The 19,939-nt window shown below is 62.1% G+C and carries 19 protein-coding genes; 11 read left to right on the top strand and 8 right to left on the bottom strand.

Features of this window, described 5'->3' with window-relative positions; all coding sequences use genetic code 11:
* Positions 1 to 55 precede the first annotated feature (55 nt).
* The 3 genes from ACH9L7_RS08570 to proS all read right to left on the bottom strand — a co-directional run bounded on the left by ACH9L7_RS08570 (position 56) and on the right by proS (position 6,602).
* Positions 56 to 367 carry a hypothetical protein gene (locus ACH9L7_RS08570; RefSeq protein WP_396610303.1) on the bottom strand — a complete coding sequence of 104 codons (312 nt, stop codon included), beginning with the start codon at positions 365 to 367 and terminating at the stop codon, positions 56 to 58.
* 54 nt (positions 368 to 421) lie between these two features.
* Positions 422 to 4,975 (bottom strand): glutamate synthase large subunit, encoded by a 4,554-nt coding sequence (gene gltB / locus ACH9L7_RS08565; protein ID WP_396610302.1) that lies wholly within the window; start codon positions 4,973 to 4,975, stop codon positions 422 to 424.
* 160 nt (positions 4,976 to 5,135) lie between these two features.
* Positions 5,136 to 6,602: a proline--tRNA ligase gene (proS, locus tag ACH9L7_RS08560; protein ID WP_396610301.1), complete on the bottom strand. Its 1,467-nt coding sequence runs from the start codon at positions 6,600 to 6,602 to the stop codon at positions 5,136 to 5,138.
* 187 nt (positions 6,603 to 6,789) lie between these two features.
* On the opposite strand from proS, the gene ACH9L7_RS08555 reads away from it, so the two are divergent.
* A complete protein-coding gene (locus ACH9L7_RS08555; RefSeq protein ID WP_396613250.1) occupies positions 6,790 to 7,281 on the top strand; it encodes an HTH domain-containing protein in 492 nt (163 codons plus the stop codon).
* A 169-nt stretch (positions 7,282 to 7,450) separates the two neighbouring features.
* On the opposite strand, the gene ACH9L7_RS08550 is transcribed toward ACH9L7_RS08555, so the two are convergent.
* On the bottom strand, positions 7,451 to 7,930 hold the full coding sequence (locus ACH9L7_RS08550) for a hypothetical protein (RefSeq protein WP_396610300.1): 480 nt from the start codon (positions 7,928 to 7,930) through the stop codon (positions 7,451 to 7,453).
* A 249-nt stretch (positions 7,931 to 8,179) separates the two neighbouring features.
* Here ACH9L7_RS08550 and ACH9L7_RS08545 point away from each other — a divergent pair, with 249 nt between their 5' ends.
* The 5 genes from ACH9L7_RS08545 to ACH9L7_RS08525 all read left to right on the top strand — a co-directional run bounded on the left by ACH9L7_RS08545 (position 8,180) and on the right by ACH9L7_RS08525 (position 12,659).
* Positions 8,180 to 10,102: a beta-CASP ribonuclease aCPSF1 gene (locus ACH9L7_RS08545; protein ID WP_396610299.1), complete on the top strand. Its 1,923-nt coding sequence runs from the start codon at positions 8,180 to 8,182 to the stop codon at positions 10,100 to 10,102.
* Between the two features lie 70 nt (positions 10,103 to 10,172).
* Entirely contained in the window at positions 10,173 to 10,589 is a 417-nt protein-coding gene (locus ACH9L7_RS08540; protein WP_396610298.1) for a type IV pilin N-terminal domain-containing protein, read from the top strand.
* Between the two features lie 82 nt (positions 10,590 to 10,671).
* Positions 10,672 to 11,049 (top strand): methylglyoxal synthase, encoded by a 378-nt coding sequence (locus ACH9L7_RS08535; protein ID WP_396610297.1) that lies wholly within the window; start codon positions 10,672 to 10,674, stop codon positions 11,047 to 11,049.
* Positions 11,050 to 11,117: 68 nt separating this feature from the next.
* On the top strand, positions 11,118 to 11,546 hold the full coding sequence (locus ACH9L7_RS08530; protein WP_396610296.1) for a hypothetical protein: 429 nt from the start codon (positions 11,118 to 11,120) through the stop codon (positions 11,544 to 11,546).
* Positions 11,547 to 11,756: 210 nt separating this feature from the next.
* Complete coding sequence (locus ACH9L7_RS08525) at positions 11,757 to 12,659, top strand: hypothetical protein (RefSeq protein ID WP_396610295.1); 903 nt, start codon at positions 11,757 to 11,759, stop codon at positions 12,657 to 12,659.
* Between the two features lie 34 nt (positions 12,660 to 12,693).
* On the opposite strand, the gene nth is transcribed toward ACH9L7_RS08525, so the two are convergent.
* Positions 12,694 to 13,497 (bottom strand): endonuclease III domain-containing protein, encoded by an 804-nt coding sequence (gene nth, locus ACH9L7_RS08520; protein WP_396610294.1) that lies wholly within the window; start codon positions 13,495 to 13,497, stop codon positions 12,694 to 12,696.
* A 196-nt stretch (positions 13,498 to 13,693) separates the two neighbouring features.
* The gene (locus tag ACH9L7_RS08515) at positions 13,694 to 14,125 is read right to left on the bottom strand and encodes a DUF371 domain-containing protein (protein WP_396610293.1); all 432 of its coding nucleotides are present in this window, start codon (positions 14,123 to 14,125) and stop codon (positions 13,694 to 13,696) included.
* Positions 14,126 to 14,426: 301 nt separating this feature from the next.
* On the opposite strand from ACH9L7_RS08515, the gene ACH9L7_RS08510 reads away from it, so the two are divergent.
* From ACH9L7_RS08510 to ACH9L7_RS08500, 3 genes are all read left to right on the top strand, one after another.
* A complete protein-coding gene (locus ACH9L7_RS08510) occupies positions 14,427 to 15,350 on the top strand; it encodes a coiled-coil protein (RefSeq protein WP_396610292.1) in 924 nt (307 codons plus the stop codon).
* 90 nt (positions 15,351 to 15,440) lie between these two features.
* A complete protein-coding gene (gene sppA, locus ACH9L7_RS08505; RefSeq protein WP_396610291.1) occupies positions 15,441 to 16,442 on the top strand; it encodes a signal peptide peptidase SppA in 1,002 nt (333 codons plus the stop codon).
* Between the two features lie 43 nt (positions 16,443 to 16,485).
* Complete coding sequence (locus ACH9L7_RS08500; protein ID WP_396610290.1) at positions 16,486 to 17,613, top strand: DUF373 family protein; 1,128 nt, start codon at positions 16,486 to 16,488, stop codon at positions 17,611 to 17,613.
* A 6-nt stretch (positions 17,614 to 17,619) separates the two neighbouring features.
* Here the strand turns inward: ACH9L7_RS08500 and ACH9L7_RS08495 are convergent, their stop codons facing one another.
* Together ACH9L7_RS08495 and ACH9L7_RS08490 are read right to left on the bottom strand one after the other, a co-directional pair.
* On the bottom strand, positions 17,620 to 17,811 hold the full coding sequence (locus ACH9L7_RS08495; protein WP_396610289.1) for a hypothetical protein: 192 nt from the start codon (positions 17,809 to 17,811) through the stop codon (positions 17,620 to 17,622).
* Positions 17,812 to 17,921: 110 nt separating this feature from the next.
* On the bottom strand, positions 17,922 to 18,704 hold the full coding sequence (locus ACH9L7_RS08490; RefSeq protein ID WP_396613249.1) for an aldo/keto reductase: 783 nt from the start codon (positions 18,702 to 18,704) through the stop codon (positions 17,922 to 17,924).
* A 198-nt stretch (positions 18,705 to 18,902) separates the two neighbouring features.
* Here ACH9L7_RS08490 and ACH9L7_RS08485 point away from each other — a divergent pair, with 198 nt between their 5' ends.
* Together ACH9L7_RS08485 and ACH9L7_RS08480 are read left to right on the top strand one after the other, a co-directional pair.
* A complete protein-coding gene (locus ACH9L7_RS08485) occupies positions 18,903 to 19,112 on the top strand; it encodes a hypothetical protein (RefSeq protein WP_396610288.1) in 210 nt (69 codons plus the stop codon).
* Positions 19,113 to 19,199: 87 nt separating this feature from the next.
* Positions 19,200 to 19,907 (top strand): DUF6517 family protein, encoded by a 708-nt coding sequence (locus tag ACH9L7_RS08480; RefSeq protein WP_396610287.1) that lies wholly within the window; start codon positions 19,200 to 19,202, stop codon positions 19,905 to 19,907.
* Positions 19,908 to 19,939 lie beyond the last annotated feature (32 nt).

The raw sequence follows: 19,939 nt of genomic DNA, 5'->3' as shown, positions 1-19,939 counted from the left end.
ACGTGAGAGAACCGGCGGCGGATTCCGCAGCGTCTCGCGTGACAAACAGCAGAGGTTACTCCACGCGTTCGAGGACGATACCCTCCTCGAACCCGCCGCGCTTCCTTGCCTTCTCGTCGGCCATCGCTTCGACCGTTTCCCAGTCCTCGCCGCGACGGTCGAGAATCGCGTCGATGACGGCGAACACGTCGGCGAGTTCCTCGAACCTCCCGTCTTCGGCGAACTCCTCGGCCTCTTCGACCAGTTTCTCACCGAGTCTGCGGTCGAACTCGTCACCCTCGGCGACGTGGGTGACGGGCGTCTCTCCCGACTCGCGGATTATCCCGGGGATGTCGTCGCGGACGAGTTTGTCGTACTCGCGGGGCATACCAGCGGCTCTCGGGCGAGTGTCAAAAAAGCGGGAGAAGTCGAAGCGAGCGGTTCAGTCGTCGCTCGTCGTCGCCGCGCCGACCTTCTCGACACCGGTGTCGACGACTGCGCCCGCGTGTTCGGGGAGTTCGGAGCGAACGTCCTGCCGAGCGTCTTCTTCGATGACCGCTGCGTAGGCGTCGGGCATCACCTTCACGAAGTCGCCGAGAGCGGCGTCCCAGTCGTCGAGGAGTTCCGCCGCGCGGTCGGAGTCGGTGTACGCGAGGTGGTTCTCGACGAGGCGGGTGAGCATCTCCTCGTCGGACTCGTCGAGACCGTCTTCGAGCGTCACCATGCCGGTGTTCGCCTTCGCGGCGAACTCGTCGTCGGGGTCGTAGACGTAGGCAACACCGCCGGACATGCCTGCGGCGAAGTTGCGGCCCGTCTCACCGAGGACGGCGACGACGCCGCCGGTCATGTACTCACAGCCGTGGTCGCCGACGCCTTCCACGACGGCCTTGACGCCGGAGTTGCGGACGGCGAAGCGCTCGCCCGCGACGCCGTTGACGTAGCACTCGCCCTGCGTCGCGCCGTAGAGTGCGACGTTGCCGATGAGGATGTTCTCGGCGGCGTCGTAGTTTGCCTCGGCGGGCGTCTGGACGACGATGCGACCACCCGAGAGGCCCTTGCCGACGTAGTCGTTCGAGGCTCCGGTGAGACGCATCGTGATGCCGTTGGCGAGGAAGCCGCCGAACGTCTGCCCGGCGACGCCGGAGAACTCACACCGGATGGTGTCGTCCGGCAGGCCCTCGCCACCGTGTTCGTTGGAGATGCGGTTCGAGAGCATCGCGCCGACGGCGCGGTCCTCGTTCGAGAGGTCACGGCGGATGACGATGGGTTCGCCGTCGTCGATGGCCGCGCTCGCCTCGTCGATGAGTTTGTGGTCGATGTGGGTGTCTACGTCCGCGTGCGTCTGCTCTTCGGTCTTCCGACGCGCGCCGGAGTCGGGTTCCGCGAGGACGGCCGAGAGGTCGAGGTGCTTTGCCTTTTCGTGGTCCGTCTCGCGCTGGCGGAGGACCGACGGACGGCCAATCATCTCGTCTACCGTGCGGAAGCCGAGTTCGGCCATGATTTCGCGCAGTTCCTGCGCGATGAACGTCATGTAGTTGATGACGTGGTCAGGCTGGCCGGGGAAGCGGCGGCGCAGGTTCTCGTCCTGCGTGGCGACGCCGACCGGGCAGGTGTTCTCGTGGCACTGGCGGGCCATGACACAGCCCGAGGTGACAAGCGATGCCGTCCCGAAGACGTACTCCTCAGCGCCGAGGAGGGCGGCGACGGCAACGTCGCGGCCGGTCTTCATCCCGCCGTCGGCGGAGACGCGGATACGGGAGCGCAGGCCGGTCGCACGGAGCATCTGGTTGGCTTCGGCGAGGCCGAGTTCCCACGGGAGACCCGCGTTCTTGATGGAGGTCTTCGGCGACGCACCGGTCCCGCCGTCGTGGCCGGAGATGTGGACCACGTCGGCCTTGGCTTTCGAGACACCGGCCGCGATGGTGCCGATGCCCGCCTCGGAGACGAGCTTCACGTTGATGTCGGCGTCGGGGTTGGCCGACTTCAGGTCGAAGATTAGCTGCTTGAGGTCTTCGATGGAGTAGATGTCGTGCAACGGCGGGGGCGAGATGAGACCGACGCCCGGCGTCGCGTAGCGGACGTGGGCAATCATCTCGTTTACCTTCTTGCCGGGGAGGTGGCCGCCCTCGCCGGGCTTCGAGCCTTGCGCCATCTTGATTTGAATCTCGTCGGCCGACGAGAGGTAGTCCGAGGTGACGCCGAAGCGGCCGGATGCGACCTGCTTGACGTTGCACTCCTTTTCGGTGCCGAAGCGCTCCGGCGGTTCGCCACCCTCGCCGGAGTTGGACTTCCCGCCGATGCGGTTCATCGCGATGGAGTTGTTCTCGTGGGCCTCGGGCGAGAGGCTGCCGAGCGACATCGCGGCCGTCGAGAAGCGCTTGACGATGGACTCGACGGATTCGACCTCGTCGATGTCCACGGGTTCGCGGTCGGAGTTGAATTCGAGGAGGCCGCGAAGCGTCTGGAGTTGCTCGGACTGGTCGTTGACGAGTTCGGCGAACTCCGTGTACTTCTCGTAGTCGCCGGCGCGGACGGCCTGCTGGAGCGTCCCGACGGTCTGGGGGTTCCAGCCGTGGTGGAAGCCGCCGGAGCGGTTCTCGAACTCTCCTTGCCGGTCGAGTTCGGGGTCAGCACCGAACGCGGCGGTGTGGCGCGTCAGCAGGTCGGACTCGATTTCGTCGAGACCGATACCCTCGGTGCGAATCTCGGTGCCTTCGAAGTACTCGGCGACGAAGTCGGAGTCGAGACCGACCGCTTCGAAAATCTGGGCACCGCGGTAGCTCTCGACCGTCGAGATGCCCATCTTGGCCATCGTCTTGAGGAGGCCGTCTTCGAGCGCGTGGACGTACGACTCGATGGCCTCGGCGGGGTCGGCCCCGTCGGGACCGGCGACGATGTCCTCGATGGTCTGGTAGGCGAGGTAGGGATTCACCGCGCCCGCGCCGTAGCCGACGAGCGTCGCGAGGTGGTGAACCTCACGAGGGTCGCCGGATTCGACGACCAACCCGGCGTGGTTGCGCAGGCCGTTGCGGACGAGGCTGTGGTGGACCGCGCCCGTTGCGAGGAGACTCGGGATGGCCACGCGCTCCGCGCCGACGTTGCGGTCGGAGAGGACGACAATGTCCGCGCCGTCTTCGATTGCCGCCTTGGCCTCGTCGCGGACAGCCTCGATAGCCTCGCGGAGGTCGGTACCGCGCTCGTAGGTGATGTCCACGACGGTACTTTCCATGTCGCCGTCGAGGTCCTTGATGGCCGCCGTCTGGGCGTCGGTGATGACGGGCGAATCGAGGACGAGTTGACGAGCGTGGTCAGGCGACTCGTCGAGCAGGTTGCGCTGGTAGCCGAGGCGGGCTTCGAGGCTCGTCACCAACTTCTCGCGGATGTAGTCGATAGGCGGGTTCGACACCTGCGCGAAGAGTTGCTTGAAATACGTAAAGAGCGGGCGGTTGAGGTCCGACAGTACCGAAAGCGGCGTGTCGTCGCCCATCGACCCGACGGGGTCCTTCCCGTCGCGGGCCATCGGCTCTATCATGTGGTTCAGTTGGTCGTGCGTGTAGCCGAACGACGCCTGCGCCGCGCGGAGGCTCTCGACTTCACCGCGGGAGGTGGGGTCGTCGTCCTCGGTGATGTCGTCGAGGTGGCGCTGTTGCTCGCGGACCCACTCGCCGTACTTCTCGTCGGTGAGTTCGTCGAACACCTCGGCGTCGGGGATAACGCGGCCTTCCTCGGGGTCGGCCATGAAAATCTCGCCCGGACGGAGACGGCCGCGCGTCTCGATTTCGGCGGGGTCGGTGTCGAGCGCGCCGACTTCGCTAGCCACGATGAGGCGACCGTCGGTGGTCACTTCGTAGCGACACGGCCGGAGTCCGTTGCGGTCGAGGACGGCCGCGATGCGGTCGCCGTCGGTAGCCGCCACGAGCGCGGGACCGTCCCACGGTTCGACAAGCGAGGCGTGGAAGTCGTACCAATCGCGGCGCTCGTCGCTCATCGCATCGTCGTTGCGGTACGCCTCGGGGATGAGCATCCGGAGGACGTGCGGCAGGTCGCGACCGCCCTTCAAGAGGAGTTCGACCGCGTTGTCGACGCTCGCGGTGTCGGACTGGTCGGCCTTCGTGATGGGCTTGAGCGTGTCGAGGTCCGCGCCGAACGCCTCGTGTTCGAGGTCGGTCTCGCGGGCGCGCATCCAGTTGACGTTGCCGCGGATGGTGTTTATCTCGCCGTTGTGGATGACCTGCCGGTACGGGTGGGCGAGGTGCCACGCGCCGAGCGTGTTGGTCGAAAAGCGTGCGTGAACAAGCACGAGTTCCGAGACCATCCGCTCGTCGGAGAGGTCGGGGTAGTAGTTCGGGAGTTGCTCGGCGGTGAGAAGTCCCTTGTAGACGATGGTCTTGCGGTCGAGCGAGCAGACGTAGAACCGGCCCGCACCGGGAAGGGTGAGGTTTTCGACAGCCTTCTCGGCCGCGCGACGCCCGACGTAGAGTGCGCGGTCGAAGTCGTCCGCTTCGAAGTCGTCCGCAGCCGCCGCGTCTTCGTCGGGTTCGACGAAGACCTGCCAGACATCGGGTTCGGATTCTAACGCAGTCGCGCCGAGTCCCGAGTTGTCGGTCGGAACGTCGCGCCAGTGGAAGACCGACAAGCCGTGTTCAGAGAGCGCCTCCTCGAAGACGGCTGCGACGCGCTCTCGAACCTCGTCGTCGGTCGGCATGAAGACCGACCCGACAGCGTACAGTTCGGGGAGTTCGTCTTCGACGATTGCCTCGAAGAATTCGTCCGGTCGCTGGAGCAAGATACCAGCGCCATCGCCGGTATTTTCCTCGGCACCAGTGGTGCCGCGGTGCTCGAGGTTCTCCAGAAGTTCGATACCGTCCGAGACGACGCGGTGCGAAGCGCCGTTCTCAAGGTCTACGACGGCCCCAACGCCGCAGTTCGACCGCTCGTCAGTTGGGTCGGCCAACCCGTGACGAACAGAGGGTGCGTCTATGTGTGGCTTGGTCATGCTCCCAAAGATTCACTACCAACATAAGCCCCTTTTCCTGAAACCATAAGGGTGTTACAATATCATATAAGGATGTATTGAGTGTTGGTATGTACACTAAAGTTAATTCGACGGACGACGAAATATATAAAAGACCGTGTAGAACCGCTCTACGAGTTGTTTAGTACGATTTAGCGAAGTATGCAGTTTCCGTTGCGGACTCGCCACAGACGGCGCAGTCTTCGCCGTCGTGGATTTCTGCGTCCTCGTCGTTCAGGGGAACCATCACGATTTCCGCGGCAATCTGGTCTTTGATTTCCGCTTCGCAGGACTCGTCGCCACACCACGGGGCCTTCACGTAGCCGCCGTGTTGACCGATGGTGCCGAGAATCTCGTTGCGCGAACTGGCTTCTCGGACGTTCGATTCGAGGTTCTCCTCGGCGGCGGCGTAGAGTTTGGCGTACACCTCGTCGAACTCGTCGTGAATCGCCTCGGCGATGTTCTCGCGGTCGAGTTCGACTGTCTCGCCGTCGGGTCGGTGAACGACAGTGACGACTTCGTCGTCGACTTCGTTCGGGCCGATTTCGAAGCGGACGGGGACGCCCTTGAGTTCCCACTCGTTGAACTTGAAGCCGGGATTGCGCTCGTCGCGGTCGTCGAGTTCGACGCGGACGCCAGCGTCTTCGAGGTCGGCGACGATTCCCTCGGCGTAGTCGAGGACCTTGTCTTGTGTGTCTGCCTGCCAGATAGGAACGATGACGACCTGTTCGGGTGCGATAGTCGGCGGGAGAACCAGACCCTGGTCGTCGGAGTGGGTCATGATGAGCGCGCCGAGCGAACGCCACGAGAGCCCCCACGAGGTCGTGTGTGCGGGCTGTTCGTCCTCGGCTTCGTCGGTGTAGGTGATGTCGAACGCTTCGGCGAACGAGGTACCGAGGTAGTGGGAGGTCCCCGCCTGTACGGACTTACCGTCGGGCATGAGCGCCTCGACGGTCGTGGTCGTGTCGGCACCGGGGAACTTGTCGTGTTCGGGTTTCGCACCGCGAAGCACCGGAATTGCGAGAACGTCTTCGTAGAGAGATTGGTACTGCGAGAGGCGCGTCATCGTCTCGTCCCACGCGTCGTCGCGGGTCGCGTGGGCGGTGTGGCCCTCCTGCCAGAGGAACTCCTTCGTGCGGAAGAACGGCTTGGTCTCGGTCGCCTCCCAGCGAATGACCGAGGCCCACTGGTTCACGCGAAGCGGGAGGTCACGGTGGCTTCGGACCCACTGCGCCATGTACGGCGCGATGATGGATTCGGACGTCGGTCGGACTGCGAGGCGCTCTTCGAGTTCCTCGTGGCCGCCGTGGGTGACCCACGCCACTTCGGGGTCGAAGCCTTCGACGATGTCCTTCTCGCGTTCGAGGTAGTTCTCGGGGATAAGAAGTGGGAAGTAGGCGTTCTGGACGCCGGTCTTCTTGAACTCGCTGTCGAGGAAGTTCTGGACCGCCTCCCACAGCGCGTACCCGCGCGGGCGAGTGACGATAAAGCCGCTCATGCCCTCCGGGCCGTAGTTCGCAAGTTCCGCTTTGCGGACGACCTCCGCGTACCACTCGCCGGTGTTGTACTCCTTCGACTTGGTTATTCCAAGTTCCTGCTCGTCGCTCATTGCCCATCGATAGCCGTAGCGAACCCTTAAACGCCCCGAAGGGGGCGGCCGTCTACACTATTACTCATAATCGAGTCAAAATATGTCCGTAGGAACACCAATCCCCACCGACTGTCGCTTGCTCTGACGGACACATAGTTACATATCGTGTGCTGCCGTACCACTGAATGGTGGTGGCATGTCAGCAATAGACACAGTATGGAGTAGTGAGCGACCCCGTGGGGGTGGTCGGTCGGTCCGGGTCGAACTTTGGGTCCCGTGTGGGAAGCGCGACGAGTTCGAGACGGTTATCGACCGACTGGAAGATGCGGAGACCCGCGGTGTGATAGACGGCTTCTCCGTCGAGGGATGGAACCGTTACGTGGACCTCTCAGGGCAGTTGTCTCCCCGTGAGCGGAAGGTCCGAGACCGGGTTACCTCGTTCGCGCGGTGGGCAGTTCTCCACGGCGAACGACTTCCGGGATTAGGCGACCCAGTCGTCAAAGGCGTCGGACGGATGGGTCCGGAGCGACTGACGAGACGGACTCCACGGGCGGTCATCGCCGAGTACCAAGACGGCGTCCTCTCGAACGTGACCGCATGCGACGAATGCGTCGGGGCGTTACGGGACCGTGTCTGCGAACTCGACGACGAGTTCGACCGGACTCATCCGGTCGAACCGGTGACGGTTGATTCGTAGTCGAACATCGCTGTCTCGGTTTCCTTCCCGACGTGCGAACCCTTCTGACTGAATCCGACTACCGAGCGTGTCCTTTCGGCCCGACCGACTACTGTGCGTGTCCTTTCGGCCCGACCGACTACTGTGCGTGTCCTCTTCTCCGACCTGACTACTGCGCGTCTCGCATCGACTACAGCCGACTATCGAACGGACTCTCGTATTCTTGCCACGACCATCCGGGAAGTCGCGTCTGAAATCCGGCCGCCAGCGCGGCGTCTAGGTCGTCTTGCCCCGCGGGACCGTCGGTGTGGACCGCCACGTCCGCGAAGTGAAACGTGGCTTCCGCGAGTAGACCGAGTGGGTCGCCGCCCGCGATAGTCGCCGCCAATCGTCGGCCGAGAACCTCGTCGACGACGAATCCGGGGTAGTCGTCTTCCACGTCGAGGTCGCGGAGGATGCGCACGTAGGCCGCGACGTTGACGGCCACGTCGCCGCGGGCGAACACTTCGTCTACGGCCGTGCGGTATGCGTCCTCGTCGACAGTCCCAACGTCAGTGTCGAATAGGTCGCCGAGTTTGGCGCGCGTCTCGTTGATGAGCGGGACGATGTCGTCCGCCCGGTCTCGAACCCACCGATGCTCCTCGGTGACGGCCGCCGGTGTGAGTTCCATGTTACCCCGATTGGGGCCGATGTGCTTCGGTTTTGCGAAGGGTTTTATACTGACGATGTGGTAGGGTCGCATAAGCGGGTTTTCCCTGCCTCTTCCCGCAGTCGAGATACCACCGTATTCAGTTCACTATGCTCTCTCCGCAGTTGCCCGAGACTGGCACCACCACGTGTGGAGAGTCTCGCGGCCGCGCTCCTGAGGCAGCGGTTCCCGAAGTCCGCCGGCGCTGGACCGGGCGGATTGCTCGTAACTATGAGCTCAGTAGATAAACAACTCGAAGATCTGAAAGCAGAGATTACGAACGAACTCCCACGCGACATTTCGGTTTCCGACGTGAAGTACGAGGGTCCTGAACTCGTCGTCTACACGCGTGACCCCAAGCGATTCGCCAAGAACGGTGACCTCATCCGAAAACTGGCGAGTAAACTCCGAAAACGCATCACGGTTCGCCCGGACCCCGACGTGTTGTCGGACCCGCGCGAGGCCGAACCCAAGATTCTCAACGTCATTCCCGAGGAAGCGGGCGTCACCGACCTCGACTTCCACGCGGACACGGGCGAAGTCGTCATCGAAGCCGAAAAGCCCGGGATGGTCATCGGCCGACATGGGTCGACGCTCCGAGAGATTACACAGCAAGTCGGCTGGACACCCGAAGTCGTCCGCACACCTCCGATTGAGTCCTCCACCGTCTCGAACGTCCGTAACTTCCTGAAGCAAGAACGCGAAGACCGCCGCCGTATTCTCGAACGCACTGGACGACAGATTCACCGCGAGCAACTGTCGGACGACGAGTGGGTTCGCATCACGACACTTGGTTGCTGCCGCGAAGTCGGGCGCGCTTCCTTTATCGTCTCGACGCCCGAGACGCGAATTCTCGTGGACTGCGGCGACAAGCCCGGTTCCGACGACGTGCCGTATCTACAGGTCCCCGAGGCGCTTGGGTCGGGTGCGAACTCGCTCGACGCCGTCGTCCTCACGCACGCTCACCTCGACCACTCCGCACTCATTCCGCTTCTGTTCAAGTACGGCTACGACGGCCCCATCTACACGACCGAACCGACCCGTGACCTCATGGGTCTCCTGACGCTCGACTACCTCGACGTTGCGTCCAAGGAAGGCCGTGCCCCGCCGTACGAGTCCGAGATGGTTCGCGAGGCCATCAAGCACACTATCCCGCTGGAATACGGCGACGTGACCGACATCGCGCCCGACGTGAAACTCACCTTCCACAACGCGGGCCACATCCTTGGCTCGGCAGTCACGCACTTCCACATCGGCGACGGACTCTACAACGTCGCGTTCTCCGGCGACATCCACTACGAGGACACGCGCCTGTTCAACGGTGCCGTCAACGACTTCCCGCGCGTCGAGACGCTCGTCCTCGAATCGACCTACGGTGGCCGCAACGACTACCAGACCGACCAGGAAGACTCCGAGCAGACGCTCATTGACGTCATCAACAAGACCTACGAGAACGGTGGCAAGGTCGTCATTCCGGCGTTCGCAGTCGGTCGGTCACAGGAGATTATGCTCGTCCTCGAAGAGGCGATGCGATCTGGGAAGATTCCGAGCATGCCCGTCCACCTCGACGGGATGATTTGGGAGGCGACGGCCATCCACACGACCTACCCCGAGTACCTCCGCGACGACCTGCGTGACCGCATCTTCCACGAGGACGAAAACCCGTTCCTCGCCGAGGAGTTCAACCACATCGACGGCGGCGAAGAAGAGCGACAGGAGGTCGCCGACGGCGACCAGGCGATTATCCTCTCGACTTCAGGGATGGTCACCGGCGGTCCCATCATGTCGTGGCTTCGCCACATCGGTCCCGACCCGGACTCCCGTCTCGTCTTCGTCGGCTACCAGGCACAGGGGACGCTCGGTCGTCGTATCCAGAACGGGTGGGACGAGATTCCCGTCAACGACAACGACGGCAGAGGCCGCTCCAGCACGCTCAAACTCAAGATGGATGTCGAGACGGTCGACGGGTTCTCCGGTCACGCCGACCGGCAGGGTCTCGAAAACTTCGTCAAGACGATGAACCCGCGCCCGGAGAAGGTGCTGTGTGTCCACGGTGACGAGCGCTCTGTTCAGGACCTCTCGTCGGCGCTCTACCACAACTACAACATGCGCACGTTCGCGCCGAAGAACCTCGAAACGTTCCGCTTCAAATAACGGACGCGTCCGTTATCGGTTCTGGTTCCTGCCCGAGGATTTTATACATCACCCCGCTGCAGCAACTCGTGTGAGTCTTCGTACACGATTCTCAAACCTGAGTACCGTCGGCAAAGTCATCGTGCTCGTTGTCGTTCTTGCGGGTCTCTTGTTCGCACTTGTCGGCGCTGTTTTCGGGACTGCCATCGTCGGGACGTTCGTCCTTGGGATGGGTGAAAACGTCGAGCAGTCGCCCGAAGCCTCGTTTACGTCGTCGGTCTCCGACGGGACAGTACGCATCGAACACCTCGGCGGTGAATCGATTTCGGCGACCGAACTGACCGTCGTCGTTGGCGAACGTGAACAGTCGTGGGCGTCCCTCGCAGACGGTGATGGGTCCGTCGAGCAAGGCGACTCAGTGTCTGTCTCTGCGTCGGACGGTGAGTCGGTCCGACTCGTCTATACTGGTGGCGAACGCAACACGACACTGGTTCAATTTACTGCCTGATTGCAGTCTTTTCCACCAGGGGCGGCGAGTTTCTCCCACGGCTAGGCCGAAGATTCATCACGTCCCTCGAACGAGTCAACCTATGCGTCTCGCACTCATTGCTCACGACGAGAAGAAACCCGACCTCATCGAATTCGCTGAGAACCGGAAAGACGACCTCGAACAGTTCGAACTCATGGCGACGGGGACGACCGGACAGCGACTCATCGACGCTACGGGCCTCGATATCGAGCGCAAGCAGTCCGGGCCGCTCGGCGGCGACCTGCAAATCGGTGCTGAGATTGCCAGCGGGACGTGCGACGGCGTCATCTTCCTTCGGGACCCATTGACGGCCCAGCCGCACGAACCGGACATTACGGCGTTACTCCGTATCTGCGACGTTCACGGCACGCCCTTGGCGACGAACCTCGCCAGTGCTGACGCGGTTCTCGACGAACTGATAGACCAGCTCTCAGAGTAACCGAGACCCTATATCAACTCTGATAACTGTCGGGGAACCTTAAGTATGTTCTCTCGGTAGATGCGCGTATGTACACCGCGTTTCGCCTCCTTGTGGTGGTGACCCTTCTGCTCTCGGTGGCTTCGACGCCCGTTGCCGCCGCGAACACAACGTCTCCGTGTTTCCCCGGAGAGGGACACCGGCTTGACTCCGGTGGAGAGGAGAACGGACTCAACATCGTCGTCTTTACCTCGCTCTTCGAGAACCTCGGCGGTGCCGGTGGGTTCGGTCTCGAAGCATCCGGTGACGCCAACAACCAGTCTATCATCCAACTCCGCGCGGGCGTGGTCTTCGACGGGGTTGGCCCGGTGACGGAGTTCCTCTCGAATCCCTTCACCCGCTTCAGCGTCGTCTACGACTTCTCGTTCGACCTGCCGATGTTCGCAGACTCCGGTATCGATTCGAGCTACGAGGACGACGGGTCGCCCGTGAAGGGACTACAGACGAAGGAGTGTTGACCGGCTGCGTCGGTGAGTTACACCCTGTCCGGCTGATTTTGCGCATGTGCCTCGGTCCAGTGTACTGTTTATCGTCCCGTAACCAGCATTTATGCGTGATGGTGTAGTATATTTGACAAAGTGGGGTAGGGTCACCCTGTCTCACGAACAAACTCTGTTGCTGACGCCGCCAACGTCGCTTCAGGGAGTTACCAAGGGGGTCGACAAACCATGAATCTGGAACATTCGCGGAGTGGGAACAAGAAGTGGGTCGCAATCGCAGTCGTGGGGGTGGTTGCACTATCGCTTCCCGCACTTAGCTACCTCAACTACGTATCTAGTGCTACAGCGAGTGCGTTCAACACCGCCATTCTGGTCGTCATCACGTTTTTGTACGTCATCTACACGCAGTCACTGGTCGTCGAAGGAAGAAAAGACCGAAAGCGACCCGTTATTCACGAGATAGTCGAAGAGACGATAGCTCCGACTCTCGACCGAGTGAAAGAGAATGCGCAGATGCTCGATACACCCGAAGCGAACGACCAACCGCGAGCGTTCCTTTCGGTGGCCAGCGTACCCGTCCCTAATCGGAAACACGCCTTCGACGTTCGAACCGTCTACTCTGACTTCACCGAAGACGTAGCCGAGTGTAACGAACTGATATCGGAATACCACGACACGCGTCAAGACGCGATAGAGGCACTCTCGTGGACGCTTCAGACCAATATTAGGGTCGCGAACGAAGACGTCCCCGACGACGGAGAGGGCGTCCACGAGACCGTGAAAGGTGCTCGCCAGTGGATGGAGACGCAGCAATCTGAGTTAGCGGAGTGGTGGACTGCAGGTGTGTTCAGTGACTTCGACGAAGAACATTGCACACAGTTAGCGCGCGACCTGATTGAACTCACAGAGCCAGACATCGCTGAACAGTCTTATCCGAACCAGCATCCGTTGCTCTCCGAGTACCGAGACGAACTGCTGGCTGTCAGAGAGGAACGAGACATATACCAGCGGTTACTCCGTGACCACGAGAACCTTCGAGACCAGACTGAAACGCTCCGCGAAAACCTGCAGGAAGCCAGAGACCAACTGACCGCCGAATACGACATCATGCGAACCGACATCGGCGAGTGACAAGGACAATTTGCCGTCTGTCCTCGGTTCTCACTTACTCCCGAACGTCAGCAGGGTCGAACACGTCGCCAGTCTCGGGAGACACGCCAACTTGTGCGCACACATCGGCCATCGGGCAGGCTTCGGGACCATCCAGACACGCGGGCTTACGGGCCGTACAGTACTCACGTCCGAACTGTATCATCGCTGTGTGGCCGAAGCCACACGCTTCGGCCGGAACGTCACGTTCGAGGTGTTCACGGACGCCTTCGTGGTCCGCATCGGCGGGGGCGAGACCGATGCGGCGCGCGATGCGGTGGACGTGCGTATCGACGGGGAACACACCGCCTCGCCCACCGGCGAACAACAGGACGCAGTCGGCAGTCTTCGGCCCGACGCCGTTCATCTCTAGGAGTCGCTCTCGAACTGCCGCGGGGTCAGCCTTGCGAACGTACCGGTCGAAGTCGGCTTCGCTTCCGAAGTCCGCCAGCACCTCCTCGGCGACGCCGATGATGAGTTTCGATTTCTGATTGTACAGTCCCGCGGAGCGAATCGCATCGACGAGCGCCTCGCGGTCGGCCGCGGCGAGCGATTCCGCGAGGTCGCCGCCGCTGAATCGGGCCATGAGTTCGTCGTGGGCGGGTTGGCTGGCCTTATCGCTCGTGTTCTGGCTGAGAATCGTGCGGACGAGACACTCGAATCCTCCCTGTCCGCCGTAGGCTTTTCGCCAGTACAGGTCGCCGAGTCGGTCGACGACGACGGCCGCCCGTGTCGTCTCCGACTCCGACAGGTCGAACGCGACTTCTCGCCCCCCGCCGCCGGGGCCACCGCTGATGTTCTCGTCGGGTTCGTCGGGCATGGGTGCCAGTTGCGACTCTGAGAGTATAAGCGGTCTGACAGCGGTGCTACGGGGCGGAACATCGTACGCGGAACCGAGAGCGAGACTGAACAGGACTCCGTCGAACAGGCCGTCACCAAAGAGTGGGTAGTCGACCTCGGCTACCAGTGAGACCGCCTGTGGCGGCGGTACTGACTCTTCCGCTTCGAGAGACCGTCTATTCCACTTCGATGGTGAGCGTCAGCGCTGCCCCGTCCGTGAGGGCCTCGACGAGTTCACGGTCGAACCCCGAAGCAGCGTGTTCCGCACCAACCATTCCGGTTCTGTCGTCTACGTAGTCGCTCGTCCGGAAGACGATGCTCCTGTCGCCCTCGAAGGAGAGTTCGGGGTGGCCGCGTCCGGCGACAGTTTGCTCGTACGCGTGCGCGCCCGAATCTACTTCGACTTCGACCGTCACCTCGATGGTCGCGTCGTGGGACTGGCACGCCTCGACGAACGCGTCGTCGAAGTCTGCGGGCGTGCGGTCCGCCTCGATAGCGAGGATGCAGTCACCGGCAGGTGTGAGCCAATCGTCGGAAGTCACCTCGAACGTACTCGCGTGTTCGGCGCTGACGTGTTCGTGGCCGATGGCGCGAAGGGTTTCTCTCATGGTCCCTCGTCTGTCTCGCCGAGGTTTAGCCCCCTCGGTTCACATCATCCTTTATATATTGGTATGGGACTACCTATCATAGTGGATTTCGGCGCGAGAAGCGGTGTGGTAACTGTTTTCACGCGTTTTCGCACCGAAGTACTTATTACTTCGACGCTTGTATGAGCATATACCTGAGCGCCTCCGGCGTTCCGGCGGCATAGCACGCAGAATGATCGGGAATTCTTATCCACGGTCGGTCGCACTCCAAAGAGCAGCCGCCACGCACGGAGTGGTGATGGTATCGAGGCTTGATTAACCAATGGTAACGAAGCAGGAAGTGCTAGAAGAATTCGACGTACAGGAACTCGCAGAAACGAACAACATCGATCTCCCCGAAGAAAAACTCGAGAGCGGCTCGAAGGGAGAACTCATCAAACTCGCCGGTCAACTTCGCGACCGACGTAACGAGCTGAACCAGATGGCTTCTGAGCGCGCCTCCAAGCGCGACGACCTCAACGCGATGACTCGCGAGAAGGTCGACGAGGCGCAGAAGCACCGCGAGCAGCGTGACGAGATGAACGCTGCGGTGCAGGAACACAAGCAGAAGCGCAACGAGCTCAACGCGAAGGCCAACGAGCTGTTCGACGAGGTCGACGAGATGAAAAGCGACCTCGAGCTCGACGACGGCAAAGACATCGACGAGCTCAAAGAGGAGATCGAGCAACTCGAGTTCCGCCAGCAGACCGAAGTTCTCTCGACAGAAGATGAGCGCGAGCTTATCGAGAAAATCGAGAACAAGCGTGAGGAACTTCGTCAGAAGAAGGACAAGGTAGAAGAAAGCGGTGACCTCGAAGAACTCATCGCCGAAGCCGAAGAAGTCCGCTCCGAAGCGTCCCAGCACCACCAGAAGGTGACTGAGCTGGCAGACGACGCACAGGAGCACCACAACCAGATGATCGAGGCCTACCGCGAGGCCGACGACATCCGTGACAAGGCCGACGAGATGCACGAACTCTTCGTCGAAGCCCAGGAAGCCGCCGACCGTCACCACGAGGACTTCGTCCGCGTCCAGAAGCGTCTCCGCGAACTGGACAAGAAGGAAGAGCGTCAGCGCAAGGACTCCCGTGCCGAGGAACGCGAAGCCGCCAAGGCCGAGGCAGAGGAGATCTACCAGAAGTTCAAGGAAGGCGAGACGCTCGAAACCGAGGACCTGATGAAGCTCCAGAAGGCTGGACTTCTCTAAACCCGGTTCGGTTTTCTCTCTCTTCGTCGCGTCTGCGACGACCCTGTTTTTAAGGCGACTGCGCCCCGAGCGTCGGCTACGTGATTCACCGTGTCCGAGAGACTCACTCGTGTCCTTCAACTCGGCATCGTCCTCGTCGTAGCAGTCGTCGCGGCAGTCGTCAGCTGGTTCATCTTCTTCGACATCCCAGCCGACCTCACGGACCTCCTCGGCGTCCTCTTAGTTATCGCGACGGTCGTCGCCGCGATTCAACTCGGTGGCCGAATCGCCAACGCGGCGTTTCCCTCGTACGACGTTGCCGAAGTCGCTGTCGAGGGACCGATTACTCGTGACGGCGGCCGTGGACCGATTCCGGGTGGCGCTATCGGCACGCCCGCCGACGACATCGTCGAACAGATAGACGCCGCCAGCGAGGACACACACGCCGAAGCCCTGCTTCTCAAACTCAACACACCGGGCGGCGAAGTCCTCCCGAGCGACGACATCCGACGGGCCGCAGCGGAGTTCGACGGCCCCACGGTCGCGTACGCGACAGACGTGTGCGCCTCCGGCGGCTACTGGATTGCAAGCGGGTGTGACGAACTCTGGAGCCACGACGCGAGCGTCGTCGGGTCGATTGGCGTCATCGGGTCGTCGGTCAACGCGTCGGAACTCGCCGACCGACTCGGCATCACCTACGAGCGGTTCGCCGCCGGGAAGTACAAAGACGCCGGGAACGTTCTGAAGGAACCGACCGACGACGAACGCGAGTACCTTCAGGGACTCATCGACGACTACTACGACGACTTCGTCGAGACAGTCGCCGAGGGCCGCGAGATGGACCCGGAGACGATTCGGGAGACAGAGGCGCGCGTCTACCTCGGTGAAGAGGCGAGTGCCATCGGTCTCGTGGACGAACTCGGGACCAGAGCGGACGTAGAAGACAGACTCGCAGCCCTTCTCGACCGCGACGAAGTGACAGTCGAGGAGTTCACGCCGCAGGCAGGGCTCATGGCGCGACTTCGCGGCAGTGCCGAACGCGTCGCGTACTCGTTCGGTGCAGGGGTCGCTTCGACCCTCGATGCAGACGACGGATTCACATTCAGATTTTGACAACCGGGAGGGTTTTTAGCCCCCGGTCGCATTTTGGTTCCACGTGACAACGCTCGTCCTCTGTGTCGACCGGACGAATGACATCGGCCGGAAGACGGGGCTCTCGACGCCTGTCGTCGGATGGGAAGCGGTTCGGTCGCTCGTCACGGAGGTCGGTCTCGCCGACCCGGAGGATTCGAGTGTCAACTGTCTCCTCGAAGCCCTGCGTGTCACCCGCGAACTCCGAGACGAGCGCGAGTCGGCGGAAGTCGCGGTCATCTCCGGGTCGAGCGACTCGGCGGTCGGTGCAGACAGGGCGGTTGCGCAACAACTCGACGAGTTGGTCGAGCGGTACGACGTGGAATCGACCATCGTCGTCATCGACAGCGCAGAGGACGAACGACTGGTTCCCGTGGTCGAAAGCCGCCTCCGCGTGGATGCGGTCGACCGCGTGGTCGTCAGGCAGGCCCACGACATCGAATCGACGTACTACCTCCTCAAGCAGTTCCTCGCCGACGAGGAGTTACGGTCGACGGTTCTCGTCCCCCTCGGCGTCGGGTTGCTCCTCGTGCCGCTTCTCCTCGTCCAGTTCACACCAGCGGTCGCAATGGCAGGGCTGGCGGCGCTTCTCGGTGCGGTCTTCCTCTACAAGGGACTGGCCATCGACGAGTTCCTGTCGAACGCGCCCGAACGAGCGCGTGATGCGCTGTACTCCGGGCAGGTGTCCGTCGTCACCTACGCAGTTGCAGCGGGACTGGCTATCGTGGGACTGTTCCTCGGCGCGCTGTCGATTCGGACGCTCGGCGTCGCTGGCGACGAAGTGCTGGTCCCGTCGCTTCTGTTCGTCTACAACAGCGTTCCGTGGTTGGCGCTCGCCGCGCTCACCGCCAGCGCCGGGCGACTCCTCGACGAAGTCATCGGCAGCGACACCATCTCTACGTCCTACATGAACCTCCCGTTCGGTGTCATCGCCATCGGACTGGTGGTTCGGGGCTTCGCCGGATTCCTCCTCGAACGGCAGGGTGAACTCGCACACCTCGTCCTGCTTGGTGAGGTCGAACTCTCGCCGATTCAACGACTGGCGATGTTCATCTTCGCGGGTATCGTCATCAGTTTCGTTGGCGTTCGCATCTCGGCGACCGTCTCGGACGAGACGCTCGAAGACGTGGTCGACGGCCGAAACGAAGGATAGGCCTCGTCAGTTTCCGGCGCGGTACTCACCGTGTTTGACGCCGATAGCGAGGCTGACAGCGCCGAACACGAGCATCGCCGGCGTCACCATCATCAAGACGGTGCTCGTCGCCATCGCGCCCATCCCGATGAGCGCCGCCGTGCCGAGAACGACGAGACCGACGAGCAGTGCGACTGTCGTTGGAAGGGTGAATTCCATAGCAATCCGTCGGAACGCTGGTGACAAATCGGTTACGGCTCCGGGGTACGGTTCGAAACGCGTTCGGCGGACGGAGAAAGACGACGGTCTCGCGGTCTTCTCGTCGGTCGCTACCAGGGTGCGAAGTCGGGGTCGACGCGGCGGTCGGCGCGCTCGATGGCGTCGATAGCCTCGATATCCTCGTCGTCGAGGTCGAGGGCGAGCGACTTCCAGTTGTCGCGGATGTGCGCCTCGCCCGTCGCCTTCGGGATGGCCGTGACGCCCTTTTCCCGAAGCCACGCGAGCGACACCTGCGCTTCGCTCACGTCGTGTTTCTCGGCGATATCGGAGAGGACGTCCACGCCGAACACCGTCCCGCGGGCGAGCGGCGAGTACGCGACGATTTCGACGCCCGCTTCGGCGCAGACCTCGCGGAGTTCGTCCTGCTGGTGGAGTGGGTGCAGTTCGATTTGGTTCGCGAAGATACCGGCGTCAGAGCGTTCGACGGCCTCGCGGACCTGCTCGGGTTCGAAATTGGAGACGCCGACGCGCTTCGTGAGGCCCTGTTCGACGAGTTCGTCGAAGGCCGAGAGCGTCTCGTCGGGGTCGTACGCACGGGCGGGCCAGTGGATGTACAGGAGGTCGACGTAATCGACGCCGAGTTTATCGAGACTCTCCTTCGTGCTCTCGATAACGTCGTCGTGCCCGAGTTCGTTGATCCAGACCTTGGTCGCGAGGAAGATATCTTCACGCGGCACGTCGGCGGCGGCGATGCCCGCGCCGACTTCCGCTTCGTTACCGTAAATCTGCGCCGTGTCGATGTGACGATATCCCATCTCGAGCGCCGTCTTCACCGCGTTGGCGCACGCTTCGGGGTCCGTGTTTTCCCACGTCCCGAGACCTAACATCGGCATCCCGTTGGCTGTCGGCACGCTCTCGACGGATAGCGCCTGTTCTGACATAGGAGGCACGACGGGAGCGAGTTGAAAAGGAATTCCGGAAGGGTACTCGTTTTCCGCCTTCGGTGGCCGGTCCGACGGACGAACGTGATGGCCAGTACGCCGATACAGTTTTTCATGTCCTATGCTAACACACATGTGGGTGTTTCAGAGATGTCGACAACGTCCGAGCCACTAACCGAGGAGAACACGAACGCATTCGCGCATCGAATCGCGGGCGATTCACTCGTCTACGAGTGTCCCAACTGCGAGTTCGGCGAGGTACTCGTCACGGAACTCATCGAGTCGGACGATGCGCGTTGTCTGGAATGCGGGACGCGATATCGGCTCACCGTTGACATCGTCGAGGAGCCGATTGAATAGAGGGACAGAGACTGACTGGCTTCTCACCGCGGCCACCCATCTCCGAGAAGTGTGTCTCTTCATGTCCGTAGAGCGCCTCTAGCTAGCATGCACCACGCACGGTCAGCCATCGCTCTCGCGTTCGTCGTCGTTCTCTCGGGGTGCCTCGGCGGCGCGACATTCTCCGCAGAGCCCGCGACGATTCCGGCGGCAGCGTACGAAGCCCACGGATATGTCCATGGAAACACCACCCTCGTCCCGCTCTCACAGCGCGTCGGTATCGGCCCGGTCTCACGAACCGTCGGGGCCGAAGTGTGGGTTTCCGGCTATTCGAAAACGACTGCCGACGACGCCGTGACCGGTCTCGCGGTCATCTCGTCGCCGAACGTGGAGGTTGTCGGACAGTCGGTCAACCCGCTTGCGAGCCTCGGGAACCGCGAACTGGTAAGGGCCGGTCTCGACCTTCTCACGGACGCGCAGACGCTCGGGAACATCTCCGAGGTCAATGGTCTGCGTGAAGTCGATGCACAACCTGTGACGATGCTCGGCACGGAGGCGGAGCTTGTTACCTATGCGGCCACTGTCGTCGTCGAACCCGGTGAGACGACCGTCGACGGAGAGACGGTGCCGCACGAGGGCGGCACCGTGGACGTTCGTATCCACCTTGCGACGGTCGAACACGACGGCGACGTAATCGTCGTCGTTGCTGTTCACGGCGCGGACGTGAACGAGCGAGACGCTATCGTCGAGTTAGCGGGTGCTGTCGAACATCCGGGAACGGTCGAAAGAATGGTCGAAGTAGGTGGGTCGGCGTAGGCCGGCCGAGTGAGTGGACGAGTCGGCGCGAG

The sequence above is a fragment of the Haloferax sp. S1W genome, from assembly GCF_044593955.1.
Lineage (GTDB): Archaea > Halobacteriota > Halobacteria > Halobacteriales > Haloferacaceae > Haloferax.
Note: the sequence above shows the minus strand (reverse complement) of the source record. Positions and strands in the feature narration are given on the sequence as shown.